The organism is Pseudooceanicola sp., assembly GCF_029213205.1.
In the GTDB taxonomy this organism is placed as follows: Bacteria; Pseudomonadota; Alphaproteobacteria; order Rhodobacterales; family Rhodobacteraceae; genus Pseudooceanicola.
Genome location: NZ_JARGNH010000009.1, coordinates 1 through 18,818, shown reverse-complemented (window position 1 = coordinate 18,818; position 18,818 = coordinate 1). Strand labels below are relative to the sequence as shown.

Sequence of the window (18,818 nt, the reverse complement as noted above, 5' to 3'; positions counted from 1 at the left end):
CCTGAAATGGTCCAAATCTGCGGGAAACTCCCCCGGCCCCGCTTCTAGGCGAGGCCCGGGACGGTTGCAATAAAGGTGGCGCTAACAGCGCCGATCAACCGCCCAAGGCGGCGACGCCGGGCAGGGTCTTGCCCTCCATCCACTCAAGAAAGGCACCTCCAGCGGTCGAGATATAGCTGAACGCGGCCCCGGCCCCGGATTTGTTCAGCGCCGCCACCGTGTCGCCACCACCGGCCACCGACACCAGCCGCCCGGCCTTGGTCAATTCGGCCGCCTTTTGCGCCGCCGCATTGGTGGCCATGTCGAAGGGCACGATTTCAAAGGCGCCCAGCGGGCCGTTCCAGACCAGGGTCGCGGCGGTGTCGAACAGGGCGTTGATCCGCTTGACGCTTTCCGATCCGGCGTCGAGGATCATCGCATCCGCCGGACAATTGTCGACAAGCACGGTTTCGCTGTCTGCATGTTCGCGGAATTCCCGCGCCACCACCACATCCGAGGGCAGCACGATGGTGCAGCCCAGATCCAGCGCCTTGAGGCGGATCGCTTCGGCGGTGTCGACCATGTCATGCTCACAGAGTGATTTGCCGACATCGAGTCCCCGCGCGGCGAGAAAGGTGTTGGCCATGCCGCCGCCGATCACCAGGTGATCGACCTTTTCAACCAGATTGCCCAGCAGGTCGAGCTTGCTTGACACCTTGGCGCCGCCGACCACGGCCACCAACGGACGTTTGGGATGCCCCAACGCTGTCTCAAGCGCCTCAAGCTCGGCCTGCATCAGACGACCGGCGCAGGCCGGCAGGACATGGGCCAGCCCCTCGGTCGAGGTATGGGCCCGGTGCGCGGTGGAAAAGGCATCATTGCAATAGATATCGCCGAGGCGCGCCAGCCGGGCGGCAAAGGCCGGGTCATTGGCCTCTTCACCGGGATGAAAGCGGATGTTTTCCAGCAGCAGCACATCGGCCTCGCCCTGCTCTTCGGTCCCGGCTTCCAGCGCCTCAAGGGTTTCGACAAAGGCGACATCGCAGCCCAGGGCCCGGCGCAGCGCGCCGAGGGTGATCCGCAGGCTCAGCGCTGGCACCACCTTGCCCTTGGGGCGGTCGAAATGCGCGATCAGGAGCGGCTTGCCACCCTTGGCGCGAATATCGTGAACCGTCGGGGCAATCCGGTCGATCCGCGTGGTGTCGGTGATCTTACCGTTTTCCACCGGGACGTTGATATCGACGCGCAGCAAGACCCGCTTGCCCGCCAAATCCATGTCGTCCAGCGTCTTCCAGCCCATGCGCTCCACCCTTTGCCGCCTCCCGCCCGTTGCGAGTCCGGCGCTTATTGGCTGCTGATCGCGAAAGGGTCAACAGCCCGCGCCTTGGCAATTTGCCGCCGCTCTTTTAAGGGTAGCGCAAAGCCAATCAAAGGAACCCGACCATGGCCGAGATCAAGGACCCCGAAAACACCATCCTGATGGAGCTGGCAGGCGGCACCGTCACCATCGCGCTCTTGCCCGATGTGGCCCCGGCCCATACCGCACGGATGAAGGAACTGGCCCGCGCCGGTGCCTATGACAACGTCGCCTTTCACCGGGTGATCGACGGCTTCATGGCGCAGACCGGCGACGTGCAGCATGGCAATATGGAAGGCGAGTTCAACATCCGCCGCGCCGGCACCGGCAGCTCCGACCTGCCCGACCTGCCCGCCGAGTTTTCCAAACTGCCGCATGCCCGTGGCAGCCTCGGCGCCGCGCGCTCGCAAAACCCGAATTCTGCGAACTCGCAATTCTTTATCAATTTCAAGGACAACGATTTCCTGAACGGGCAATACACGGTCTATGGCCAGGTGATCGAAGGCATGGAACATGTCGATGCCATCACCAAAGGCGAACCACCGGCGAACCCCGACCGGATGATCAGCGTCAAGGTGGCCAGCGATGTCTAAGGCGCTGATCGGCGCCCTGATCCTGGCCGGGCTGGCCCTGCCCGGCCATGCCACCGGCCTGGATATCGAAATCGCCGGTGAAGCACGCGGCAGCATCCATGTCGAGCTGTTCGAGGATGTGGCGCCCAACCATGTCGCCCAGATCACCCAGCTGGCCAATGAGGGCGCCTATGATGGCGTCTATTTCCACCGGGTGATCGACGGATTCATGGCGCAGACCGGCGATGTCGAATTCGCCCGCAAGGGCGGCGACATGCGCCGGGCCGGGACAGGGGGATCAAAACTGCCCAACCTCAGGGCCGAGTTTTCCGACAAATCCTTTGAGCGCGGGATTCTGGGCATGGCCCGGTCCAGCGATCCGAACAGCGCCAATGCGCAGTTCTTTATCATGTTCGCCCCGGCACCGCATCTGAACGGCCAATACACGGCGGTCGGCCAGGTGACCAAGGGGATGGAGATCGTCGACGCGATCAAGCGCGGCCGTGGCCCGAATGGCGCGGTGATCGGCGAACCGGACCGGATGGAACGGGTGCGGGTCACCGACTGACCGCGCGTCTTTGACGGCAGGGCGCGGGCTGGCCAGGATCGGGCCGCGCCACCCCCCGCCGCGCTGCGATCAGGTCGCGGCGCTGGCGGTTTCGCGAATTCGTTCGATCATCGCGCGCAGCCCGTTTGAGCGCTGCGCCGACAGATGCTCTTGCAGGCCCAGCCGCGCCAATTCACCGCCCGCATCGACGCCGACCACCTCAGCCACCGGCAGATCGTCATAAAGCGCGCGCAGCACCGCGATCAGCCCACGCACAATCAGGGCGTCGCTGTCGCCCTCAAAGGTGAATCTGCCCGCTTCGATCCGAGGATGCAGCCAGACCTGGCTGGCGCAGCCATCGACCTTGGTCACCTTCGTCTTCAATGCCTCATCCAGCGGTGGCATCGCCCGGCCAATCTCGATCACATGGCGATAGCGGTCTTCCCAATCCTCAAGGAATTCGAAATCCGCGACGATATCCTCGAATGCGTCCTGTGCCATGCTCACCTGCCTTGCGCTGCTGTCCTCACCTAGGCGCCAGCAACGATGAGGTCCAGCCCCCGGCGCGACGCCTTGCGGCTTTTCAAGGCCGGGCCGATAGGGTAACTCGATGGGGACACCGCCAGCAAAAGGCCCGATATGATGCGCAAATCCATCGCCGTTCTGTTGCTTACCACGCTGGTTCTCGGCGGTTGCGGCGCTTTGGGCGGGTCCCGTTTGAACCCGGCGAACTGGTTTGGCCGGGGACGGGCAACCGAAACCGCCGCCGAGACCAACCCGCTGATCCCGCGCAGCAACGGCTTGATGTCATCAGAAGATTCCTCGGCCTATTACGGTACGCCGGTGGATCAGATCACCGCGCTGACGGTGGAACGGGTGCCTGGCGGCGCGATCATTCGAATCGAGGCATTGGCGGCCCGTCAGGGATCGTTCAGCGTCAAGGTGGTGCCGGATTCCGAAGACGAAATCGCGGTGGACGGGGTGTTGTCCTACACGCTCAAGGCTCTGGTCGCCCATCGTTCAGCCATTGGCACCGCGCCGTCGCGCCGGATCGTCGCCGCCCATCATGTGACGGATCAGAAACTGGAAGGGGTGCGCCAGATTCGCGTCTCGGGCACGCGCAATTCGATGACCAGCCGCCGCTGATCGCACCGCGCCGGACTCGAGCCTGACGACCGACCCGCTTACAATTCGACGATTTCCACCTGGGCGCCACGCGCGGCCAGGGCGACCTTGCCCTCGCAGAGGCGGATGGCGTCGTCGCCGAACACCTCTTTGCGCCAGCCGCTGAGCGCCGGAATATCGCGCCACCCCGCCGCCAGAGCGTCCAGATCCGAGGTCGGCGCGATCAGCCTTGCGGCCACGCCAGCGCCCTCGCTCTTGGCTTTCAGCAGCACCCGCAATAGATCGGCCAGTGCCGGGTTCACCTGCATCTTGTCGCGGCTGGTGTCGACCTTGGGATACCCCTCAGGCGGGCAGTCGAGCCCGGCCTTGACCGCCGCCAGAATGCCCTCGGCGATATCGCCCTTGCGGGCCTCGCGCAGCAGCAGACGCGAGCGGCTGAGGTCATTGATGTTCTGCGGCTTGGTCGAGGCCAGCTCGACCAGCGCATCGTCCTTGTAAACCCGGTTGCGCGGCACGTTGCGCGCCTGCGCATAGGATTCACGAAACCGCGCCAATTCCCGCATCACCGCCAGGAACTTGCCGGAATTGGTCCGGGTGCGCACCCGTTTCCAGGCGTCCTCGGGGCGCACGATATAAGTCTCCGGATTGGTCAGGATGCGCAATTCCTCGGTCACCCATTTCTCGCGCCCGGTCTTGCGGATCTGGGCGTCGAGGAATTCGTAGATCTGGCGCAGATGGGTGACATCAGCCAGCGCATATTTCTGCTGCGCATCACTCAGCGGGCGGCGCGACCAATCGGTGAACCGCGACGATTTGTCGAGGTTTTGCCGGGCGATCTTTTTCACCAGCGTCTCATAGCCGACCTGTTCGCCAAAGCCACAGACCATCGCCGCAACCTGGGTGTCGAACAGAGGATCCGGGATCACCCCGGCATCGACCTGAAAGATCTCAAGATCCTGGCGCGCCGCGTGGAAGACCTTGACCACCGAAGTGTCGCGGAACAGCGCATGCAGCGGTTCCAGCGAGATCCCCTCGGCCAGCGGATCGACCAGCACCGCACCGCTGTCGTCGGTGCCGGGCATCGCCAGCTGCACCAGGCAGAGCTGCGAATAATAGGTGCGTTCGCGCAGGAACTCGGTGTCGATGGTGACGTAGGGGTGTTTGGCAGCCTGGGCGCAAAACTCTGCAAGTTCGTCAGTCGTGGTCAGTGTCTTCATAAATACCTGTCTTTTGATGTCGATCCAGACCTCGCCTTCGGGCGGATATACTCCAATCGCTCCGGCTTGGAAAGTCGGGTGCCATGGCGGCTCAGGGCAGCAAGATCGGGCGTCGATCGCCTGCGGCAAAGCGGCGCAGCACCGCCGGGTAAAGGCAATGTTCCTGCGCCAGAACCCGGGCCGCCAGCGACTCGGCGCTATCGCCGGGCTGAATCGGCACCCGCGCCTGCCCCAGGATCGGACCATCGTCGAGCTCGGCGGTGACCTCATGCACGGTGCAGCCGGCCTCAGCATCACCGGCCTCAATGGCGCGGGCATGGGTGTTGAGGCCGCGATATTTCGGCAGCAAGGAGGGATGAATGTTCAGCATCCGCCCCTGCCACTGGCGCACGAAATCGGCGGTCAGCACCCGCATGAACCCGGCCAGGCAGATGATATCGGGGCGCGCCGCGGCCAGCGGCACCGACAGCGCGGCCTCGAATCCCGGCCTGTCACCCTTGAACGCTTTGTGGCTGATCGCTGCGGTTTCAACTCCCAGCGCCCGGGCCTTGGCCAAGCCACCAGCATCGGGATCGTTGGACAGCACCAGCACCGGCCGCGCCGGGTGATCGCCGGTCATGCTTTCAATCAGGCGGACCATGTTGGAGCCGCCGCCCGAAAGCAGGATCGCCACCCGTTGGCTCAAGAAAGGCGGCCCCGGTAGGTGACCTTGCCGCTGTCGGTGACAGTGCCCAGCTGGATCACGGTTTCGCCCTCAGCGCGCAGCAGCTCGGTGAGCGCCCCGGCCCGCTCCGGCGCCACCGCCAACACCATGCCGATGCCGCTGTTAAAGGTTTTCAGCATCTCGGCGGCTTCGATGCCGCCGGTCTGTTGCAGCCATCCGAATACTGGCGGCAGGTCCCAGGCGTCGAGATCGATGTCAGCCCCCGGCACCACCCGGGTCAGGTTCTCGCTCAGCCCGCCACCGGTGATATGCGACAGCGCATGCACGCCGCCTGCCCGGATCGCCGCCAGCGCCGGGCGCACATAGATCCGGGTCGGCGTCAGCAGTGCCGCGCCCAGGGTGCCCGCGCCCCAGGGGCAGGCTGCATCCCAGCCCAGGCCGGAGATTTCGACCAGCTTGCGCACCAGCGAATACCCGTTGGAATGCACCCCGTCCGAAGCAAGGCCGAGCAGCACATCGCCCGGCGCCACGTCGCGCGGCAGCTCGCCACCACGTTCCATCGCCCCGACCGAGAATCCGGCGAGGTCGAAATCGCCCTCGGGATACATGCCGGGCATTTCCGCGGTCTCGCCGCCGACCAGCGCGCAACTGGCGCGCAGACAGCCCTCGGCGATGCCTTCAACCACCCGCGCGGCGTGATCGACCGACAGCTTGCCGGTGGCGAAGTAATCGAGAAAGAACAGCGGCTCGGCGCCCTGACAGACCAGATCATTGACGCACATCGCGACCAGATCGATGCCGACGCCGTCAACCAGCCCGGTGTCGATGGCGATGCGCAGCTTGGTGCCGACCCCGTCAGTGGCCGCCACCAGGATCGGGTCGCTGTAACCTGCCGCCTTGAGATCGAACAACGCGCCAAAGCCACCCAACCCGGCCATGGTGCCAGCACGCTCGGTGCGTTTGGCCGCTGGTTTGATCCGATCGACCAGCGCATTGCCCGCGTCGATATCCACCCCCGCATCCGCGTAGGTTATGCCGTTCTTGCCCGCGCCTGTGCCGCTCATTTCCGCCCTCCGGACCGTTCGCGCCTCGGATAGATCAGCGCGGCGCGCGAGTCCACCGCAAGCACGGGCTCAGCGCCCGGCCAGGATCAGAAATCCGGCAGGATGCGCCAGACGTCGCCATCCTGCTCAACCCGCGCCCAGCCGGGAAACGGGGTGTGCATCCCGGCGCAGGGCCAGCCTTCGGCGACGATCCGGGCCAGGGTCGCCCGCCGCGACCGCGCCGCCTGTTTCTGGTCGAGATCATAAAGCACCGACCAATCCGGGAATGGCGCCTGCCAGAACCAGGCATGGGCGAGATCGGCAAAGATGAACAACACCGTGCCCGCGCTTTGGATCAACACCCCGGAATGGCCCGGCGAATGGCCCGGCATGGTGACATAGCTGATCCCCGGCACGATGTCGCCGTCATCGGCGATCAGCCGCGTCCGCCCGGCATAGGGCACGCAACAGGCGCGAGAGCGGTCATGCGCCACTTTGCGCGCGTCATTCAGGCCTGCGTAGACCGACTCATCGTGGATGAAATCGTAATCCGACTGGGTGACCACGAATTCCGCACGCGGGAAAAACGCCTCGCCATCCTCGCGGCGCAGCATATTGCCCCAATGGTCAACATGCAGATGGGTGAGGATCAGAATATCGATATCCTCGGGCTTGAACCCGGCGGCGGCAAAGGCTTCGGGGAAGCGGCCCGCGTCCTTGTGGAAATCCGGCGGCGATCCGGTGTCCACCAGCATCGTGCGCCCCTGCCCCTCGATCACAAAGCAATTGACCGAGGTTTCGCGCACTTTCGAGAAAGGCACCCCGACCCGGTCGCAATAGGCCTGCGCCTGCGCGTCGTCGAAATCCGGCATCAACGCGACGCTGCCGGTCATTTGCCCATCCTGAATGGCGGTCACCCGGAACCCGCCGACCTGTCGTGTCAGCGCGGATTTGTCGCTGGTCATCTCTGCTTCTCCCTGATCATCGGACCAGCCTAGGCGCGCAGCCGCTTGACCGTCCAGCCTGTAATCTCCTAAAGCAGGGCCATGGCGGGCCTGTAGCTCAACGGTTAGAGCAGAGCGCTCATAACGCTTTGGTTGGGGGTTCAAATCCCTCCGGGCCTACCAAACTCACCCAAATCATCCGGGTTGAATGAATTCTGACTGCTGCGCAGGGTATTGTTGCGCAAATCGGGTGAGGGTCAGACGTCCCCATCCCCGGACGCCCCCGCCTACGGCCCCTGTGGCGGCCAGTCCAAGGACGCGGTTCAGGAGAGCGAGTCGGATTTGGATTTCCGCGACGCACCGGTCGAGTCCCGCGCCATGTGTCGCCCGGCAATCGTTTGCTCGCGGGCGATAGACCCAGCTAGCGCGCGATCACCAGATCCGCCTGCAATCCGCCCAATCGGCTGCTGTCGCCCAGTCGCAGCGCGCCGCCATGCGCCCGCGCCACATCCGCCGCAATTGACAGGCCCAACCCGACGCCGCCGCCGCGATCCTGATTGCGCGCCGCATCCAGCCGCTGAAACGGCCGCAGCGCCTCGGCCCGCTGTTCGGCCGGGATGCCGGGGCCGTCATCCTCGACCCGGATGCACAGGCCGCGCGAGGTCGCGGTCAGCGACACTTCGGCGCGGTGGCCATAGCGCACCGCATTGCCAATCAGATTCTCGACGGCACGGCGCACCGCCAGCGGGCGCAGCGACACCGGGCCCAGTTCGGCGGTTTCAACCAGTTCGACGGCAATCCCGGCCCGTTGCGCATCATCGACGATGCTGTGAATCAGGGCAATCGGATCAACCGCCTCGGGCGCATCCTCGGCGGTGCCCCGGGCAAAATCGAGAAAACCTTCGATCATCTTTTGCATTTCCGCCAGGTCCCGCTCCAGCGGCGCGCGCTCGGCCTCGTCCAGCAGCGACAGACCCAGCCTGAGTCGGGTCAGCGGGGTGCGCAGATCGTGGCTGACCCCCGACAGCATCAGGGTGCGCTGCTCGATCTGCCGCTCGATCCGGCTGCGCATGTCGACAAAGGCCTGGCCGGCGGCGCGCACCTCGGCGGCGCCCGCGGGTTTGTATGGCAGGTGCTGGCCGCGCCCAAAGGCCGCCGCAACCTTGGCCAGCGTGGTCACCGGACGCAGCTGGTTGCGCAGATAGACATAGGCGATAGCGGTCATCAACGCCCCGAAAACCACCATGTTTACAAAGAGCTGGTGCGGGTTAGAGGCTGAAACCCGTTCCCGGCCAAAAGCATATTCGACGGCACCTGCCGCAGGCTCCGTCGCCGCAGAATAGACCCGCACCACCTTGTCATCCGCCAGCGACACCGCCAGCAAATCCGGGCGCAACCGCGCCAGCGTCGCGATCACCGCCCGCCCCGAGAGGTCATACCAGGGCCGGATATGATCCGGTGGTACCGCGCTCAACGGCAGCGATTGTTGCTGAACATCCAGCCGCGCGGCAATTTCACCGGGGTCGAGCCCGACCGCCACCGCGCCCTGGATCAGGTCAAGCTCGCGGCTGATGGCACCGGTCATCTGCTCGGTCACGCCCTCGAAATGCCGCTGGATGAACACCACCGACACCACCAGTTGCAGCGCCACCACCGGCAGGATCAGGATCAACGCCGCCCGCCCATATAGCCCGCGCGGCACATATCGTTTGAGCCAACCAAAGGTCATGGGCTAAACCTACGCGGACGCCACTTAGGAAGGAAGCCACGATGCAAGCCACAGATGATTTCAACCCGCCCGTCGGTCAGCCCGAAACCCTCGCCCCGAGGGTGCGCCGGGTGCTCTGCGGCAATTCTTCGGCCTTTACCTATCGTGGCACCAACACCTATCTGGTCGGCCAGGGCAGCGGCATCGCGGTGATCGACCCGGGCCCCGAGGACAACCACCACCTCGAGGCGATCTTGGCGGCGCTGGCGCCCGGCGAATCAGTGAGTCACATCCTGATCACCCATGCCCATCGCGACCACTCGCCGCTGGCGAACGCCCTGAAGGCGCGGACCGGCGCCCCGGTCTATGCCTATGGCGACGCGCTGGCCGGGCAATCGGCGGTGATGCAACGCCTAGCGGCCGCCGGAGAGATCGGCGGCGGCGAAGGTGCGGATACGGATTTCAGCCCAGACGAGATCATCGCCGATGGCGGCGAGGTCAGCGGCGACGGCTGGCGCCTGCGCGGACATTGGACCCCCGGGCATTTTGGCAATCACTTGGTCTTTGACATGGATGGCCTGGTTTTTTCAGGCGATCTGGTGATGGGTTGGTCCAGTTCCATCGTCTCGCCGCCGGATGGTGACCTGACCGATTTCATGGCCTCCTGCGCCCGTCTGCGCGCCCTGGAACCACAACGTCTGCTGCCCGGTCACGGCGCCCCGATCGAGGCCCCGCAGGCGCGGATCGACTGGCTGATCGCCCATCGCAAGACCCGCGAAGCGGCCATCCTGGAGGCGCTGCAGGACGGCCCCGCCAATGCCGCCAGCCTGGCCGCCCGCATCTACACTGACATCCCGCCGCAGCTGCTGCCCGCTGCCGCCCGCAATGTCCTCGCCCACCTGATTGATCTGATGGGGAAATCCGCCGTCGCGCCGGAATCCGACCTGCACCAGGAAGCCGTCTTTGCCCGGACCGGCTGATCCCGAGGAAAATTGCACCAATGCCGAAGTTTGACCCTTGCCCGGCCCCAGCGCTGTTGCTATATCCGCCCCCAGTTCCGGCGTAGCTCAGCGGTAGAGCAGTTGACTGTTAATCAATTGGTCGTAGGTTCGATCCCTACCGCCGGAGCCATATCACCTATAAGGTGTTGAAAAGCTACGACTTCCAAACTTAGCTCCGGCGAATTTTGGATTTACGGCGTGTTTTCTTTCACAGGCGTTGCACAAAACTTGCACACGTCTGTCACAACGCCCTCGTGTTCTCTGGCTCATGAGTTCGGACCGCCCGGAAAGCAGGGCGCGATGCGGACACAAGACCACCCAACAACCGGTAAGTACCTCTATCGTCAGGGACACCGCTTCTATTTTCGAAGACGGATACCGGGGTTATCCCCAAAAATCGGACCAGTGGTCATCCCTCTGGGCACCACAGATGAGCGTTCAGCGTCTATATTAACGGGACGTATCACTGTGGAATTCGATCGAATGATGTCGTCGCTGATCCTGCTCTCTCCTGCCCTCCCTGAAGAGGTGGTCTCGAAATACATGGCCACCAGCCTGCGTCAGGTGCTGCCGGAATTTCATCGCAAGGTCCGGATTGAGCGGATGACGGGGCGCGGCCTTCAGGACGGTGCGTGGCTTCGGGATATCCAAAAGCTCGCAGTGCTGACCCTGCTGGAAGACGGTGTTCACTCGACATTTCCCCCCCATAGAATCGATCCGGCTTGGACGCCGGCGCAGGTGGAGCATATGCTTCGCATCTATCAAATCGAATATGCTCGGATCATGTCACCAGAGGCCCGACGGACGATGGTGAAAAGATTTACCGAAACCACCGGTGCGACCCTCGCTTCGATGGAGCATCACGCCCAAGTACGGGAGGCGGATCTAAAGGTCAGGCTGGCAGCCCTATCCAGCATCACTAAACGTCAAAAAGAAACCTATCTGTCGGAAGCTGATGCGCTGCTGACGTCAATAAACTCTGAACAAGTTGAACCGGTCGTCATGGCGGATCAACTGACACTCGAACCCGATACAACCACCACACCTATCAAGTGCACCAAACAACTCGCGCCTATATCCCACGGCGTCGATTTGATTGATGGGACATTTACGGTAGGCGAACTGATGAAACAATTCGCAGCGGCCCAGTCGGCACCTGAACCGGGGGACGGAAGCTACACTCGCGACATCGCCGGGATATTCTGGAGATATGCCCGACAGGAAGGCCTATCCGACGGCGTGGCGCAGCAGCGCGCCGCTGATCTGCGTCTTTTCTGTTTTGTGAATGGCATTCAAACGATCGATGAAGTCGAGCAGTGGCACCTGCGGCGATACGCGGACGCTCTCAAGGAAATCCCGAAGACCTTCCTACGGTCAGTATATGATCAGCGGCGTAGCTATGGCCAGGTGAAGGCGATCGCGGCCAACATGCCACGCGATCAGGTTGGACTGGCCTCTGGAACAATCAAACGTCACCTGAAATCTCTTGAACTTTTTTTGGGCCGCGCCGTTTCCGAGGGACACGCCCTCCGCTTCAAGCCTGAACTCGCATCTCTGCGGCCGAAAACAAGTGGTCGGGTCCTCGATCACAAACGTCGGTCCGTGTTTCGTCTCGATGAAGTCCGTACGGTGTTTGGGCATCCGCTATGGCAAGGCCACAAGAGCCCAGGCCGCCGGCATGTTCCTGGCGAGATGATCAAGAAAGACTCTCGCTATTGGGTGCCCCTGATTCTCGCATACACGGGCTCACGCCGAGCCGAGATCGCTGGCCTCCTGCCCTCTGATATCGTGACGATCGAGGGCATCCCGACAATCATCATTCAGTCTAACGCCTGGCGTGGGCTCAAAGGCGAGGAAGAAGGGACAACGGATCCGCGAAAGAAACTCACGCGGTTCGTTCCGATTCACTCGCACCTGGTGGAACTGGGTCTGATGGAACATGCCGGGCGCATGCAGGCACACGGCGAAACGTTTCTGTTCCCAGATGTTATCCCGAAGCCGCGGTCGGGCAGCGCACGCAGCCTAAGCCTTGATCCCGCTGAGGGCGTGGAAAAATTTGGCGAAAGCATCGACGACATGTGGCGGAAGGCGCTGAAGATCGCGCTGGGTGGGAATCCACGAGAGCTCTGCATGCACAGCTTGCGACACTATGTTAATGACACCCTGCTGCACGATCCCGATGTGCTTGACGTGACCAGATACGACATCACCGGACATGCTTTCCGGGGGCAGGAGCAAAGGCCCTACAGCGAGATAAACGAACAAACGTATCGTGACGATGTCAGTGTACGCATAAAAGCGGATGCGATCGAACGCTTACCCAGACTGTTCTGATAACAGAAACGAGCCTCAGTTAAGGCAGGTGCAAATCGTCTGTTCGGACGGATTTGTTATTCAGAGAGACTTGCCGCCGCCCGCCTGCACCGAGATCGTACAGGCGGGCGGGTCCGGACCGGATCAGGCGGCGCGATCGAGGGGCCGGTATGGCACGGACCAGTCCGTATCCCGGTTGTCCGCCTGTTCGTCTTCAGACTTCGACTGGTCCGGTGCCTTCTGGACCTCCAGCGCCCGCTCGCCTTGCGTGGGCTGTGCCGCCTCCGGCCTCACCTGGGAAATCAGCTCCTCCAGCGCAGCCCCCTGCAGCAGGCCCCGGTCGCAGAGCGCGGTGGCGATGGCTTCGAGAACCGGCCTCTGGGCCTGCAGGATCCCCAGCGACCGGTCTTCGGCGCGGCGGAGGTGGTCCTCGACGCGGGCCGCGAGCGGCGGGTCGAGGCGCAGGCGGGGCGCGATGGTCTCGGGGTCGCCGCACCACGTAAGCCGGTCCCCGAGCCCCCAGGCGGCTTCCATCGAGATAGCCATGGTCGTGGCCCGAGCGAGGTCGGAGTCCGAGGCGCCGCCAGCCCCGGCGGAGGCTTCGCCGAATACGAGGTGTTCCGCCGCGCGGCCGGCCATGTCGAGGGCCAGCGCGGCTTCCAGTTCGGACCGCCGCTGGTGGATGACGCGCCGTTCCGCATGGGTGACGCCGCCATCGCCCTGGAGGGCGAGCACGCGGGGCGTGGCGACCCCGGTGGCGGCACCGACCACGGCGTGACCGGCCTCGTGAACCGCCACCTGCCAGCGGACAGCCTCCGGCATGGGGGGCCGAATTTCCGCGAGGGTCGCGGAGAGATCCTCCACGCTGAGTGGGCGACCCGCCCGCCGGGCCGTTGCCCGGGCAGCGCGGACCAGGCCCGCGACGTCGGCGCCGCTCATGCCGACGGCCTGCGCGGCGATGGCGGTCAAGTCGGCGTCGCGCAGGTCGGGCCAGGCCTGCCAGCGCAGCGCTCGCGGCATCAGCTCGACCGTTGGGTGGCGCAGATGGAGGATGCGGTCAAAACGCCCGGGCCTGCGCAAGGCGGGGTCCACCCTATCGACATGGTTGGTCGCGGCCATGGACACGACCCCCTCCTGAGCCGCATAGCCGTCAAGGCACTCCAACAGACTGCCGACGACATATTCCGTCCAGGAGGCATTGTGATCCCGGCGGTTTCTGTCCCCGAAAACATCGATCTCATCGACGAAAATGATGCACGGCCCCTCGCTGGCGGCCTGCGCGAAATCCGCCTTCATCGCCCGGAGCAAATCTGAGGACCGCTCCCCACGCGCCTGCCATGTGGCGAGCGACGCGGCGATCATGCCGATCCCCGCCTCGCGTGCGACTTGGCGGGCCGTTTCGGTCTTGCCGGTCCCCGGAGGGCCGGCGAGCAGCACCCCACGCGACACGTCGCGCCAGCGGATCTCCCCCGCTTTCCATGCCCGCAGATCCTCGACGAGCTGCTCCAGCGGTGCGCGGACATCCTCGGGCAGCGGGAATGCGGCCAGCCCCGGCCCAGTCTGGGTCTCTTCGGGGGCCAGCGCGGCGGCCAGCGTCGTGACGGCGCGCTTCGGGTCGGGCCAGCGCAGGGCGAGGAGCAGGTCGCCGGGGGTGAGCCGCGCGAGCGGCGCGTTGGCGGGCAGCGCGGTGAGCGCCGCGCCGGGGACCTCTGCCTCCGGATAGGCATCGCCGAGGATCTGCGCCAGCATCTCGCGGTCGAGGGGCGCAAGCGCGACCATCTCAGGCTGAAGCGCCCGGAGCGCCTTCGGCGCGGTTCCGGCCGCCGGGGCGATGAGGACGGTCGGGCGGCGGGTCTCCAGCGCCAAGCGCAGCGAGCCGCAGAGCACACTGACAGCCGGTTCGGATGCATCCAGCTTGCTGGGCGCGGCCTTCTCGGCACTCAGCACGACGGGGATCGCCGCGCCCTTCGGCCAGAGCGCGTTGGGCTGGGCAATGTGCTCGATCAGCTGGATGAGATGCGCGTCGAGCGCGGGATCTGCGGTGGTGATCAGGGTCACAGCGCCCGGCGCGCCGAGCGCCCGGCCCATCGCCCCGGCCGAGCCGAAGGTCTTGGCGATGCGGACCACGGCCAGTGCGGCCTCCGGGCGGAGGCGGTAGCGCTTGCGCGGTGCCGTAGCGTCCTCCGGGACCAAGGGCAACGCGTCGGGGAACTCACTCATGGCCGCATCAGCCTCGATCTGATCGAGCAGATCATCGAGTTGCCATCCGTCGCTCTGGGCGCTGGACCGGGCGGCGTCCGCCAGAGTCGTATCGCGCCGGGTGCCGGTGTCGACTGTCGCCTTCTCAGCGTTGCCGGCGTCGGTGGCCGTCGCAACGGAGGCCTCGGCGTCGTCATCCTCGGTGGGGCCGGAAGCGGTGTAGGCGGTGACTGCCCATGCGGCGGCCCGGGACAGCAGGCCGTTCCGGATCTCGGCGGCGAAGGTGGCCCAGTCCGGGGTATCGGTGAGCGGGATAGTGGCGGGCGGGGTCGAGAAGGAGGATGTGGGCTGCGTCATGGGAGAACTCCGGAATAAAGGGGGGCAGTCGGCCCACCGCCGGGGGCGGACCGAGGAAGGATCTGGGGGGTGGAAAGACCCGTCGGTCAGGCGGCGAGATTGAGGTCCGGCCCGTCGACGTGACCCGGGATCGCCTGGGCATGGCCCAAGCGCATAAGGGCGGCGTCCAACGTGGCACGGGGGTGCCGCCGAAGCGCCGGAATCTCACTCGGCTGGATGACATGTCGCGTCTGCCAGTCGGCGGTGAAGGCGACGACGTTTTCGGTCAGAATGACCATGGCAAGCAGGTCGAAATCCTCGGGCAGATACGGCCCCTTGCCGGTCGACCCGCGGGCCGAGCGCTGTCGGAGGTTGAAGATAAAGGATCCGTTCGCGGCCTGACTGTGGCGCGTCTTGACCTGAATGCGCAGCGGCGTGCCGTCGGGCAGGATCCACACGCGATCATGCCGCTCGTGCTCGGGTGCCGGAAAGATGCGCTCACCGAGACGCAAGAACAGGGCGTCGACGGTCATCTCGGCGGAGGCCCCCAGCCACTTTGCATAGCGGCAGAGATCCTCGATCGGCATGTCAGGGTAGGCCGCCAGCGCGTTACGGGCGTCGCGGGGCTCGGCGGGACGGCTCGGCAAGATGATGCCGGGCAGGAAGGGCTGTTGGGGCATGCGCGCCTCCATTGTTCGGGAAGAGGGAAAGGGGGCCGTGGCCCCCTGGCGAGGTCCGGAGCGACTCAGGCCGCGAGCCCGGGTGCGTCGTCCGTGCCGTCATCGTCCGGCCCGGCTCCCCTTCCTCCGAAGTCTTCCATCGACATGAGCCGTGCGACGCCGTCGAGGAAGCGCCGCTGCGCCGCGCGCACCCAGCGAACCGCGGGCGCATCCCCCCGAACAAGCAACAGGTCGGCGCTCCCCGCCATGACTGCATGCATATGCTGGCGGTCGTCGTCATCCTCCACCGAAACAAGCGCATGAAGCCCCTTCGCCAACAGCTGCAGCGGACGGTCGAGACCGCGCTGCTCCGGCAGCGCGGTGACCTCTGCGAGCCGGACGAGAAGATCCTCGCGGGCTGCCTCTGCCGCAGCCAGGTCCGAGGCGACCTCCGGGGCAAACACATCGTCGCCCACAACGTCGCGCTGGATCCGCCGCTCGGCAGCCACACAGGCCTCGAGACCGTGCACGAGGGCGGTGAAGGCGCGGCTGACTTCCGTATGGGCGGTGGGGATCGAATGATCGTCCCTCTCCACCGCCGCACCGGCCTCCATCACCGTCTGGGACCCTGCCGCCGGCGGAGTGTCCTGCGGTTCGTCAGGCCCGTCAATATAACCACCGAGTGCGTCCAGCGCGGCATCGAGGGCCGCATTATAGAAGGCGTGGCCCGGCACGGTAGTCGGCAGCTGCCAGACCCAGCGTGCCACCTGAAGACTGGCGCGGATGCGGGCCACCTCAACCGGATCCCCGGACCGGATGACGGTATCGACCAGCACCGCGACCCGCTGAAGGGAGGCTGCCTGCAGCGTGGCGGGGGCATGGGCGATCAGCGCCTCGCAGTGCTCGAGGACACGGGTACGGGCCTCATCGACGGCAGCCCGATAGGCGGAGAGGGCCGGGTCGAAGCCGGTCTCATCGCCCAGCTCACGCTCGGCGGCGGCCAGATCGACCAGCGCGCGAGTCATCGCGCGGGCGAGGACAAGCGGGGACAGGGTGAAGGTGAAGGGAAGCGCGGAATTGAATCCGCCCGCGCCACGGGTTACGTAATACTTAGCCATCGTAGGGTCTCCTATGGACTCTTCGGTGGTCAGGGCGGGGGCAGAGGGTAGGATCTCTGTTCTCGTCCGCTTATCGGGCGCCCGGTGACCTATGTGTAATTTGGTGATACCATCCCCCTTGTTCAAGTCCTAATTTACAATTAATTACACTAATCAGGAAGTCACATACCAGGCAACCAGCGCCCGCGCTTCTCCTGTGGGCTCCCTGCGTATCATAATGTACGATATTACAAAGAGGGAGCAACGCCATGCCACGTCAGTCGTCCATAACGCCCGAAGCTGTCGCCGAGGCAGCCGAAAAGCTCATCGCGCGAGGCAGCCCAGTGACGAATCAAGCCGTCCACAGCCTTTTGGGTGGCGGTTCTATGTCCACGATTTCGCCCCTGGTGAGGGCCTGGAAAGAAGATCAAAAGGAGCGTCAGGCTCTCGCAGAGCGCTATGTGCCCGAACCCATCGAGCAGCTGGCGCAAGAACTCGCGGCGCGAATATGGCGCGATGCGCAAGAAGAGGCTGGCGTTGCGACGGAGGCGCTGCGCAGAGAGCTAAAGAAGCTACGAGATCATTATTCCGAAAAACAAGCTGATCTTGAAGAAAATCTTAAGCTTGCAGGAAAGCAGCATGAGGACGCAGAAACTGCACTGCATGATGTGCAGAGTGACCTCGATATGCTCCAGACCGCCTATGAAACTCTAACCCTTGAGCATGCGCGCGCCACGGAAAAAATAGCCGGCCTAGAACAAAGAGTCTCTGACCTTCAAGGTATCCTTGAGAAAGCCGAAGCGCGCGCAGAGCGCGCGGAAGAAAGGTTGGCTTCCATCGCCAAGGGGAACTGAGCGATCTACGGCTAATGAGCCCTCATTCCGAGACACCCCCCGTAAGCTCACCTCGAACTCTCCAGGATCGCCTGCCAAATCAACCGTCTTGAAGCGCATTCGGTGTCCCTGGATTGTTACCCCTTCATCGACTGATCCCCCTGTCTGCGGATGCAGCAGCATCCCGACGGCGGTTAAGCTAGCGGGATCGCCCGGCCGCTCCTGACTGCGCAGATAGGTGTAAAGCTGGTAGAGGTAACCACTTTTCAGAATCCGGTCTCGATAGCTGGACGCTGTAAAGATGGCCGTGAATTTCGTGTCTATCACAATTCGGCGCCCCGTTTCGACATGGTTCAACTCAATATCGGTCTGCATTCCGGGCAGGATCGCGGCGATCCCGGGGGATGCGGCCGTGACCGGCCATGAAAGGCGTTTGCCTTGAGTCACGCACCAACCTTGAGGCTCCAGTTCAAGGCGCAGGGCGTTGCCCACCGCCCGCTCGAATAGGCGGCGGATCAGGTGGTCGGTGCTGTCAGGCAGGGCGCCTGATACCTCCCCGGGCTCCTCTGTCGGGATGATCGTGTTAAACACCATCCGGGCCAGTGCCACCATCAAACGGTCGGCGGCCTCATTGCGACCAATCTGGTCACTGGCCACTTCTGCCCAGGAGGGGCGGGGGCCGACAACGCCCATGCGGGTAAAATCCCCGGACAGTTGGCGGCAGCGATGCGCAACCAGATCATCCGCAACGCGGTTCGCAAGCTGCGCGAGGGCTGCCCTGACCAGCCGATTGCGGGGCGTGTCCATCGTGTGCTCTTCGAAGCGGCAGGCAATGCGACCGCGGTCCATCAATCGGCGGGTCGTGGTTTCTAGCATGTCAATACGCCCCCGCACCCGCGACAGGGTAGCCACTTGGGGGCGGTATCCGCGGGATAGGTTCCGGCTCAGGCGTTCCTCGACCACATGGGTCAAGAGGCGCGCCACTAGATCCGGAAGATCCGGGGCGGTCTCGACCTGATGGTCAAATCGCCCTTTGAATTGCACCAGATCGGCCGCGTACAAAAATAGCAGCCAGATATTGCGCAAGGGGATCGTGGTAGCCATTAAAGCCCGGCACGCAAGGTTTGCGCCGCATCACGGGCTCGATCCGGGGCGTCAAACCAGTACTCCTGTCAAGGGCGGCGCAAAATTGGTCCATTAGGGCGGCGTAAAAGTAGGCCAGTT

At 64.4% G+C, this 18,818-nt stretch carries 17 protein-coding genes and 2 tRNA genes; 8 read left to right on the top strand and 11 right to left on the bottom strand.

Going from position 1 to position 18,818, the window contains the following annotated elements; translation table 11 throughout:
- Positions 1 to 94: 94 nt before the first annotated feature.
- Positions 95 to 1,279: a phosphoglycerate kinase gene (locus tag P1U48_RS09010; protein ID WP_301068637.1), complete on the bottom strand. Its 1,185-nt coding sequence runs from the start codon at positions 1,277 to 1,279 to the stop codon at positions 95 to 97.
- A 143-nt stretch (positions 1,280 to 1,422) separates the two neighbouring features.
- Here P1U48_RS09010 and P1U48_RS09005 point away from each other — a divergent pair, with 143 nt between their 5' ends.
- A complete protein-coding gene (locus P1U48_RS09005) occupies positions 1,423 to 1,929 on the top strand; it encodes a peptidylprolyl isomerase (RefSeq protein ID WP_301068636.1) in 507 nt (168 codons plus the stop codon).
- Entirely contained in the window at positions 1,922 to 2,476 is a 555-nt protein-coding gene (locus P1U48_RS09000) for a peptidylprolyl isomerase (protein WP_301068635.1), read from the top strand. The genes P1U48_RS09005 and P1U48_RS09000 overlap by 8 nt, the downstream gene beginning before the upstream one ends.
- Before the next feature lie 69 nt (positions 2,477 to 2,545).
- On the opposite strand, the gene P1U48_RS08995 is transcribed toward P1U48_RS09000, so the two are convergent.
- Positions 2,546 to 2,956, bottom strand: coding sequence for a SufE family protein (locus tag P1U48_RS08995; RefSeq protein WP_301068634.1), 411 nt, complete (start codon positions 2,954 to 2,956; stop codon positions 2,546 to 2,548).
- A gap of 141 nt (positions 2,957 to 3,097) precedes the next feature.
- Between P1U48_RS08995 and P1U48_RS08990 the strand changes: the two genes are divergently transcribed.
- Complete coding sequence (locus tag P1U48_RS08990; protein WP_301068632.1) at positions 3,098 to 3,601, top strand: hypothetical protein; 504 nt, start codon at positions 3,098 to 3,100, stop codon at positions 3,599 to 3,601.
- A 38-nt stretch (positions 3,602 to 3,639) separates the two neighbouring features.
- Here the strand turns inward: P1U48_RS08990 and rnd are convergent, their stop codons facing one another.
- From rnd to P1U48_RS08970, 4 genes are all read right to left on the bottom strand, one after another.
- A complete protein-coding gene (gene rnd / locus P1U48_RS08985) occupies positions 3,640 to 4,797 on the bottom strand; it encodes a ribonuclease D (RefSeq protein ID WP_301068631.1) in 1,158 nt (385 codons plus the stop codon).
- A gap of 91 nt (positions 4,798 to 4,888) precedes the next feature.
- Positions 4,889 to 5,482 (bottom strand): phosphoribosylglycinamide formyltransferase, encoded by a 594-nt coding sequence (gene purN, locus P1U48_RS08980; protein WP_301068630.1) that lies wholly within the window; start codon positions 5,480 to 5,482, stop codon positions 4,889 to 4,891.
- Positions 5,479 to 6,525, bottom strand: a complete 1,047-nt coding sequence (purM, locus tag P1U48_RS08975) for a phosphoribosylformylglycinamidine cyclo-ligase (protein ID WP_301068629.1) — start codon at positions 6,523 to 6,525, stop codon at positions 5,479 to 5,481. Before purM ends, purN begins: the two co-directional genes overlap by 4 nt.
- 86 nt (positions 6,526 to 6,611) lie before the next feature.
- A complete protein-coding gene (locus tag P1U48_RS08970) occupies positions 6,612 to 7,469 on the bottom strand; it encodes an MBL fold metallo-hydrolase (protein WP_301068628.1) in 858 nt (285 codons plus the stop codon).
- 86 nt (positions 7,470 to 7,555) lie between these two features.
- Here P1U48_RS08970 and P1U48_RS08965 point away from each other — a divergent pair.
- A tRNA-Ile gene (locus P1U48_RS08965) sits at positions 7,556 to 7,631 on the top strand.
- A 238-nt stretch (positions 7,632 to 7,869) separates the two neighbouring features.
- On the opposite strand, the gene P1U48_RS08960 is transcribed toward P1U48_RS08965, so the two are convergent.
- Positions 7,870 to 9,177 (bottom strand): ATP-binding protein, encoded by a 1,308-nt coding sequence (locus tag P1U48_RS08960; RefSeq protein WP_301068627.1) that lies wholly within the window; start codon positions 9,175 to 9,177, stop codon positions 7,870 to 7,872.
- Positions 9,178 to 9,218: 41 nt separating this feature from the next.
- Here P1U48_RS08960 and P1U48_RS08955 point away from each other — a divergent pair, with 41 nt between their 5' ends.
- From P1U48_RS08955 to P1U48_RS08945, 3 genes are all read left to right on the top strand, one after another.
- Complete coding sequence (locus tag P1U48_RS08955) at positions 9,219 to 10,136, top strand: MBL fold metallo-hydrolase (RefSeq protein ID WP_301068626.1); 918 nt, start codon at positions 9,219 to 9,221, stop codon at positions 10,134 to 10,136.
- 76 nt (positions 10,137 to 10,212) lie between these two features.
- Positions 10,213 to 10,287, top strand: a tRNA-Asn gene (locus P1U48_RS08950).
- A gap of 338 nt (positions 10,288 to 10,625) precedes the next feature.
- A complete protein-coding gene (locus tag P1U48_RS08945) occupies positions 10,626 to 12,491 on the top strand; it encodes a hypothetical protein (protein WP_301068625.1) in 1,866 nt (621 codons plus the stop codon).
- Positions 12,492 to 12,614: 123 nt separating this feature from the next.
- Here P1U48_RS08945 and P1U48_RS08940 read toward each other — a convergent pair whose 3' ends face one another.
- The 3 genes from P1U48_RS08940 to P1U48_RS08930 form a co-directional block, all read right to left on the bottom strand.
- Positions 12,615 to 15,026, bottom strand: coding sequence for an AAA family ATPase (locus P1U48_RS08940; RefSeq protein WP_301068624.1), 2,412 nt, complete (start codon positions 15,024 to 15,026; stop codon positions 12,615 to 12,617).
- Positions 15,027 to 15,112: 86 nt separating this feature from the next.
- Positions 15,113 to 15,685 (bottom strand): hypothetical protein, encoded by a 573-nt coding sequence (locus P1U48_RS08935; protein ID WP_301068623.1) that lies wholly within the window; start codon positions 15,683 to 15,685, stop codon positions 15,113 to 15,115.
- Positions 15,686 to 15,750: 65 nt separating this feature from the next.
- A complete protein-coding gene (locus tag P1U48_RS08930) occupies positions 15,751 to 16,782 on the bottom strand; it encodes a hypothetical protein (protein ID WP_301068622.1) in 1,032 nt (343 codons plus the stop codon).
- 248 nt (positions 16,783 to 17,030) lie between these two features.
- Here P1U48_RS08930 and P1U48_RS08925 point away from each other — a divergent pair, with 248 nt between their 5' ends.
- On the top strand, positions 17,031 to 17,615 hold the full coding sequence (locus P1U48_RS08925; protein WP_301068621.1) for a DNA-binding protein: 585 nt from the start codon (positions 17,031 to 17,033) through the stop codon (positions 17,613 to 17,615).
- Here P1U48_RS08925 and mcrC read toward each other — a convergent pair.
- Positions 17,514 to 18,698, bottom strand: coding sequence for a 5-methylcytosine-specific restriction endonuclease system specificity protein McrC (gene mcrC, locus P1U48_RS08920; RefSeq protein WP_301068620.1), 1,185 nt, complete (start codon positions 18,696 to 18,698; stop codon positions 17,514 to 17,516). The genes P1U48_RS08925 and mcrC overlap by 102 nt on opposite strands.
- Positions 18,699 to 18,818: the final 120 nt, after the last annotated feature.

Bases quoted from the DNA above. Each gene is read 5' to 3' on its own strand.
- mcrC (WP_301068620.1), bottom strand. From the start codon at position 18,698: ATGGCTACCACGATCCCCTTGCGCAATATCTGGCTGCTATTTTTGTAC.
- P1U48_RS09010 (WP_301068637.1), bottom strand. From the start codon at position 1,279: ATGGGCTGGAAGACGCTGGACGACATGGATTTGGCGGGCAAGCGGGTC.
- P1U48_RS08930 (WP_301068622.1), bottom strand. From the start codon at position 16,782: ATGGCTAAGTATTACGTAACCCGTGGCGCGGGCGGATTCAATTCCGCG.
- P1U48_RS08940 (WP_301068624.1), bottom strand. From the start codon at position 15,026: ATGACGCAGCCCACATCCTCCTTCTCGACCCCGCCCGCCACTATCCCG.
- P1U48_RS08960 (WP_301068627.1), bottom strand. From the start codon at position 9,177: ATGACCTTTGGTTGGCTCAAACGATATGTGCCGCGCGGGCTATATGGG.
- P1U48_RS08955 (WP_301068626.1), top strand. From the start codon at position 9,219: ATGCAAGCCACAGATGATTTCAACCCGCCCGTCGGTCAGCCCGAAACC.
- purM (WP_301068629.1), bottom strand. From the start codon at position 6,525: ATGAGCGGCACAGGCGCGGGCAAGAACGGCATAACCTACGCGGATGCG.
- rnd (WP_301068631.1), bottom strand. From the start codon at position 4,797: ATGAAGACACTGACCACGACTGACGAACTTGCAGAGTTTTGCGCCCAG.
- P1U48_RS08990 (WP_301068632.1), top strand. From the start codon at position 3,098: ATGCGCAAATCCATCGCCGTTCTGTTGCTTACCACGCTGGTTCTCGGC.
- P1U48_RS08995 (WP_301068634.1), bottom strand. From the start codon at position 2,956: ATGGCACAGGACGCATTCGAGGATATCGTCGCGGATTTCGAATTCCTT.
- P1U48_RS08970 (WP_301068628.1), bottom strand. From the start codon at position 7,469: ATGACCAGCGACAAATCCGCGCTGACACGACAGGTCGGCGGGTTCCGG.
- P1U48_RS08935 (WP_301068623.1), bottom strand. From the start codon at position 15,685: ATGCCCCAACAGCCCTTCCTGCCCGGCATCATCTTGCCGAGCCGTCCC.
- P1U48_RS09000 (WP_301068635.1), top strand. From the start codon at position 1,922: ATGTCTAAGGCGCTGATCGGCGCCCTGATCCTGGCCGGGCTGGCCCTG.
- P1U48_RS09005 (WP_301068636.1), top strand. From the start codon at position 1,423: ATGGCCGAGATCAAGGACCCCGAAAACACCATCCTGATGGAGCTGGCA.
- P1U48_RS08925 (WP_301068621.1), top strand. From the start codon at position 17,031: ATGCCACGTCAGTCGTCCATAACGCCCGAAGCTGTCGCCGAGGCAGCC.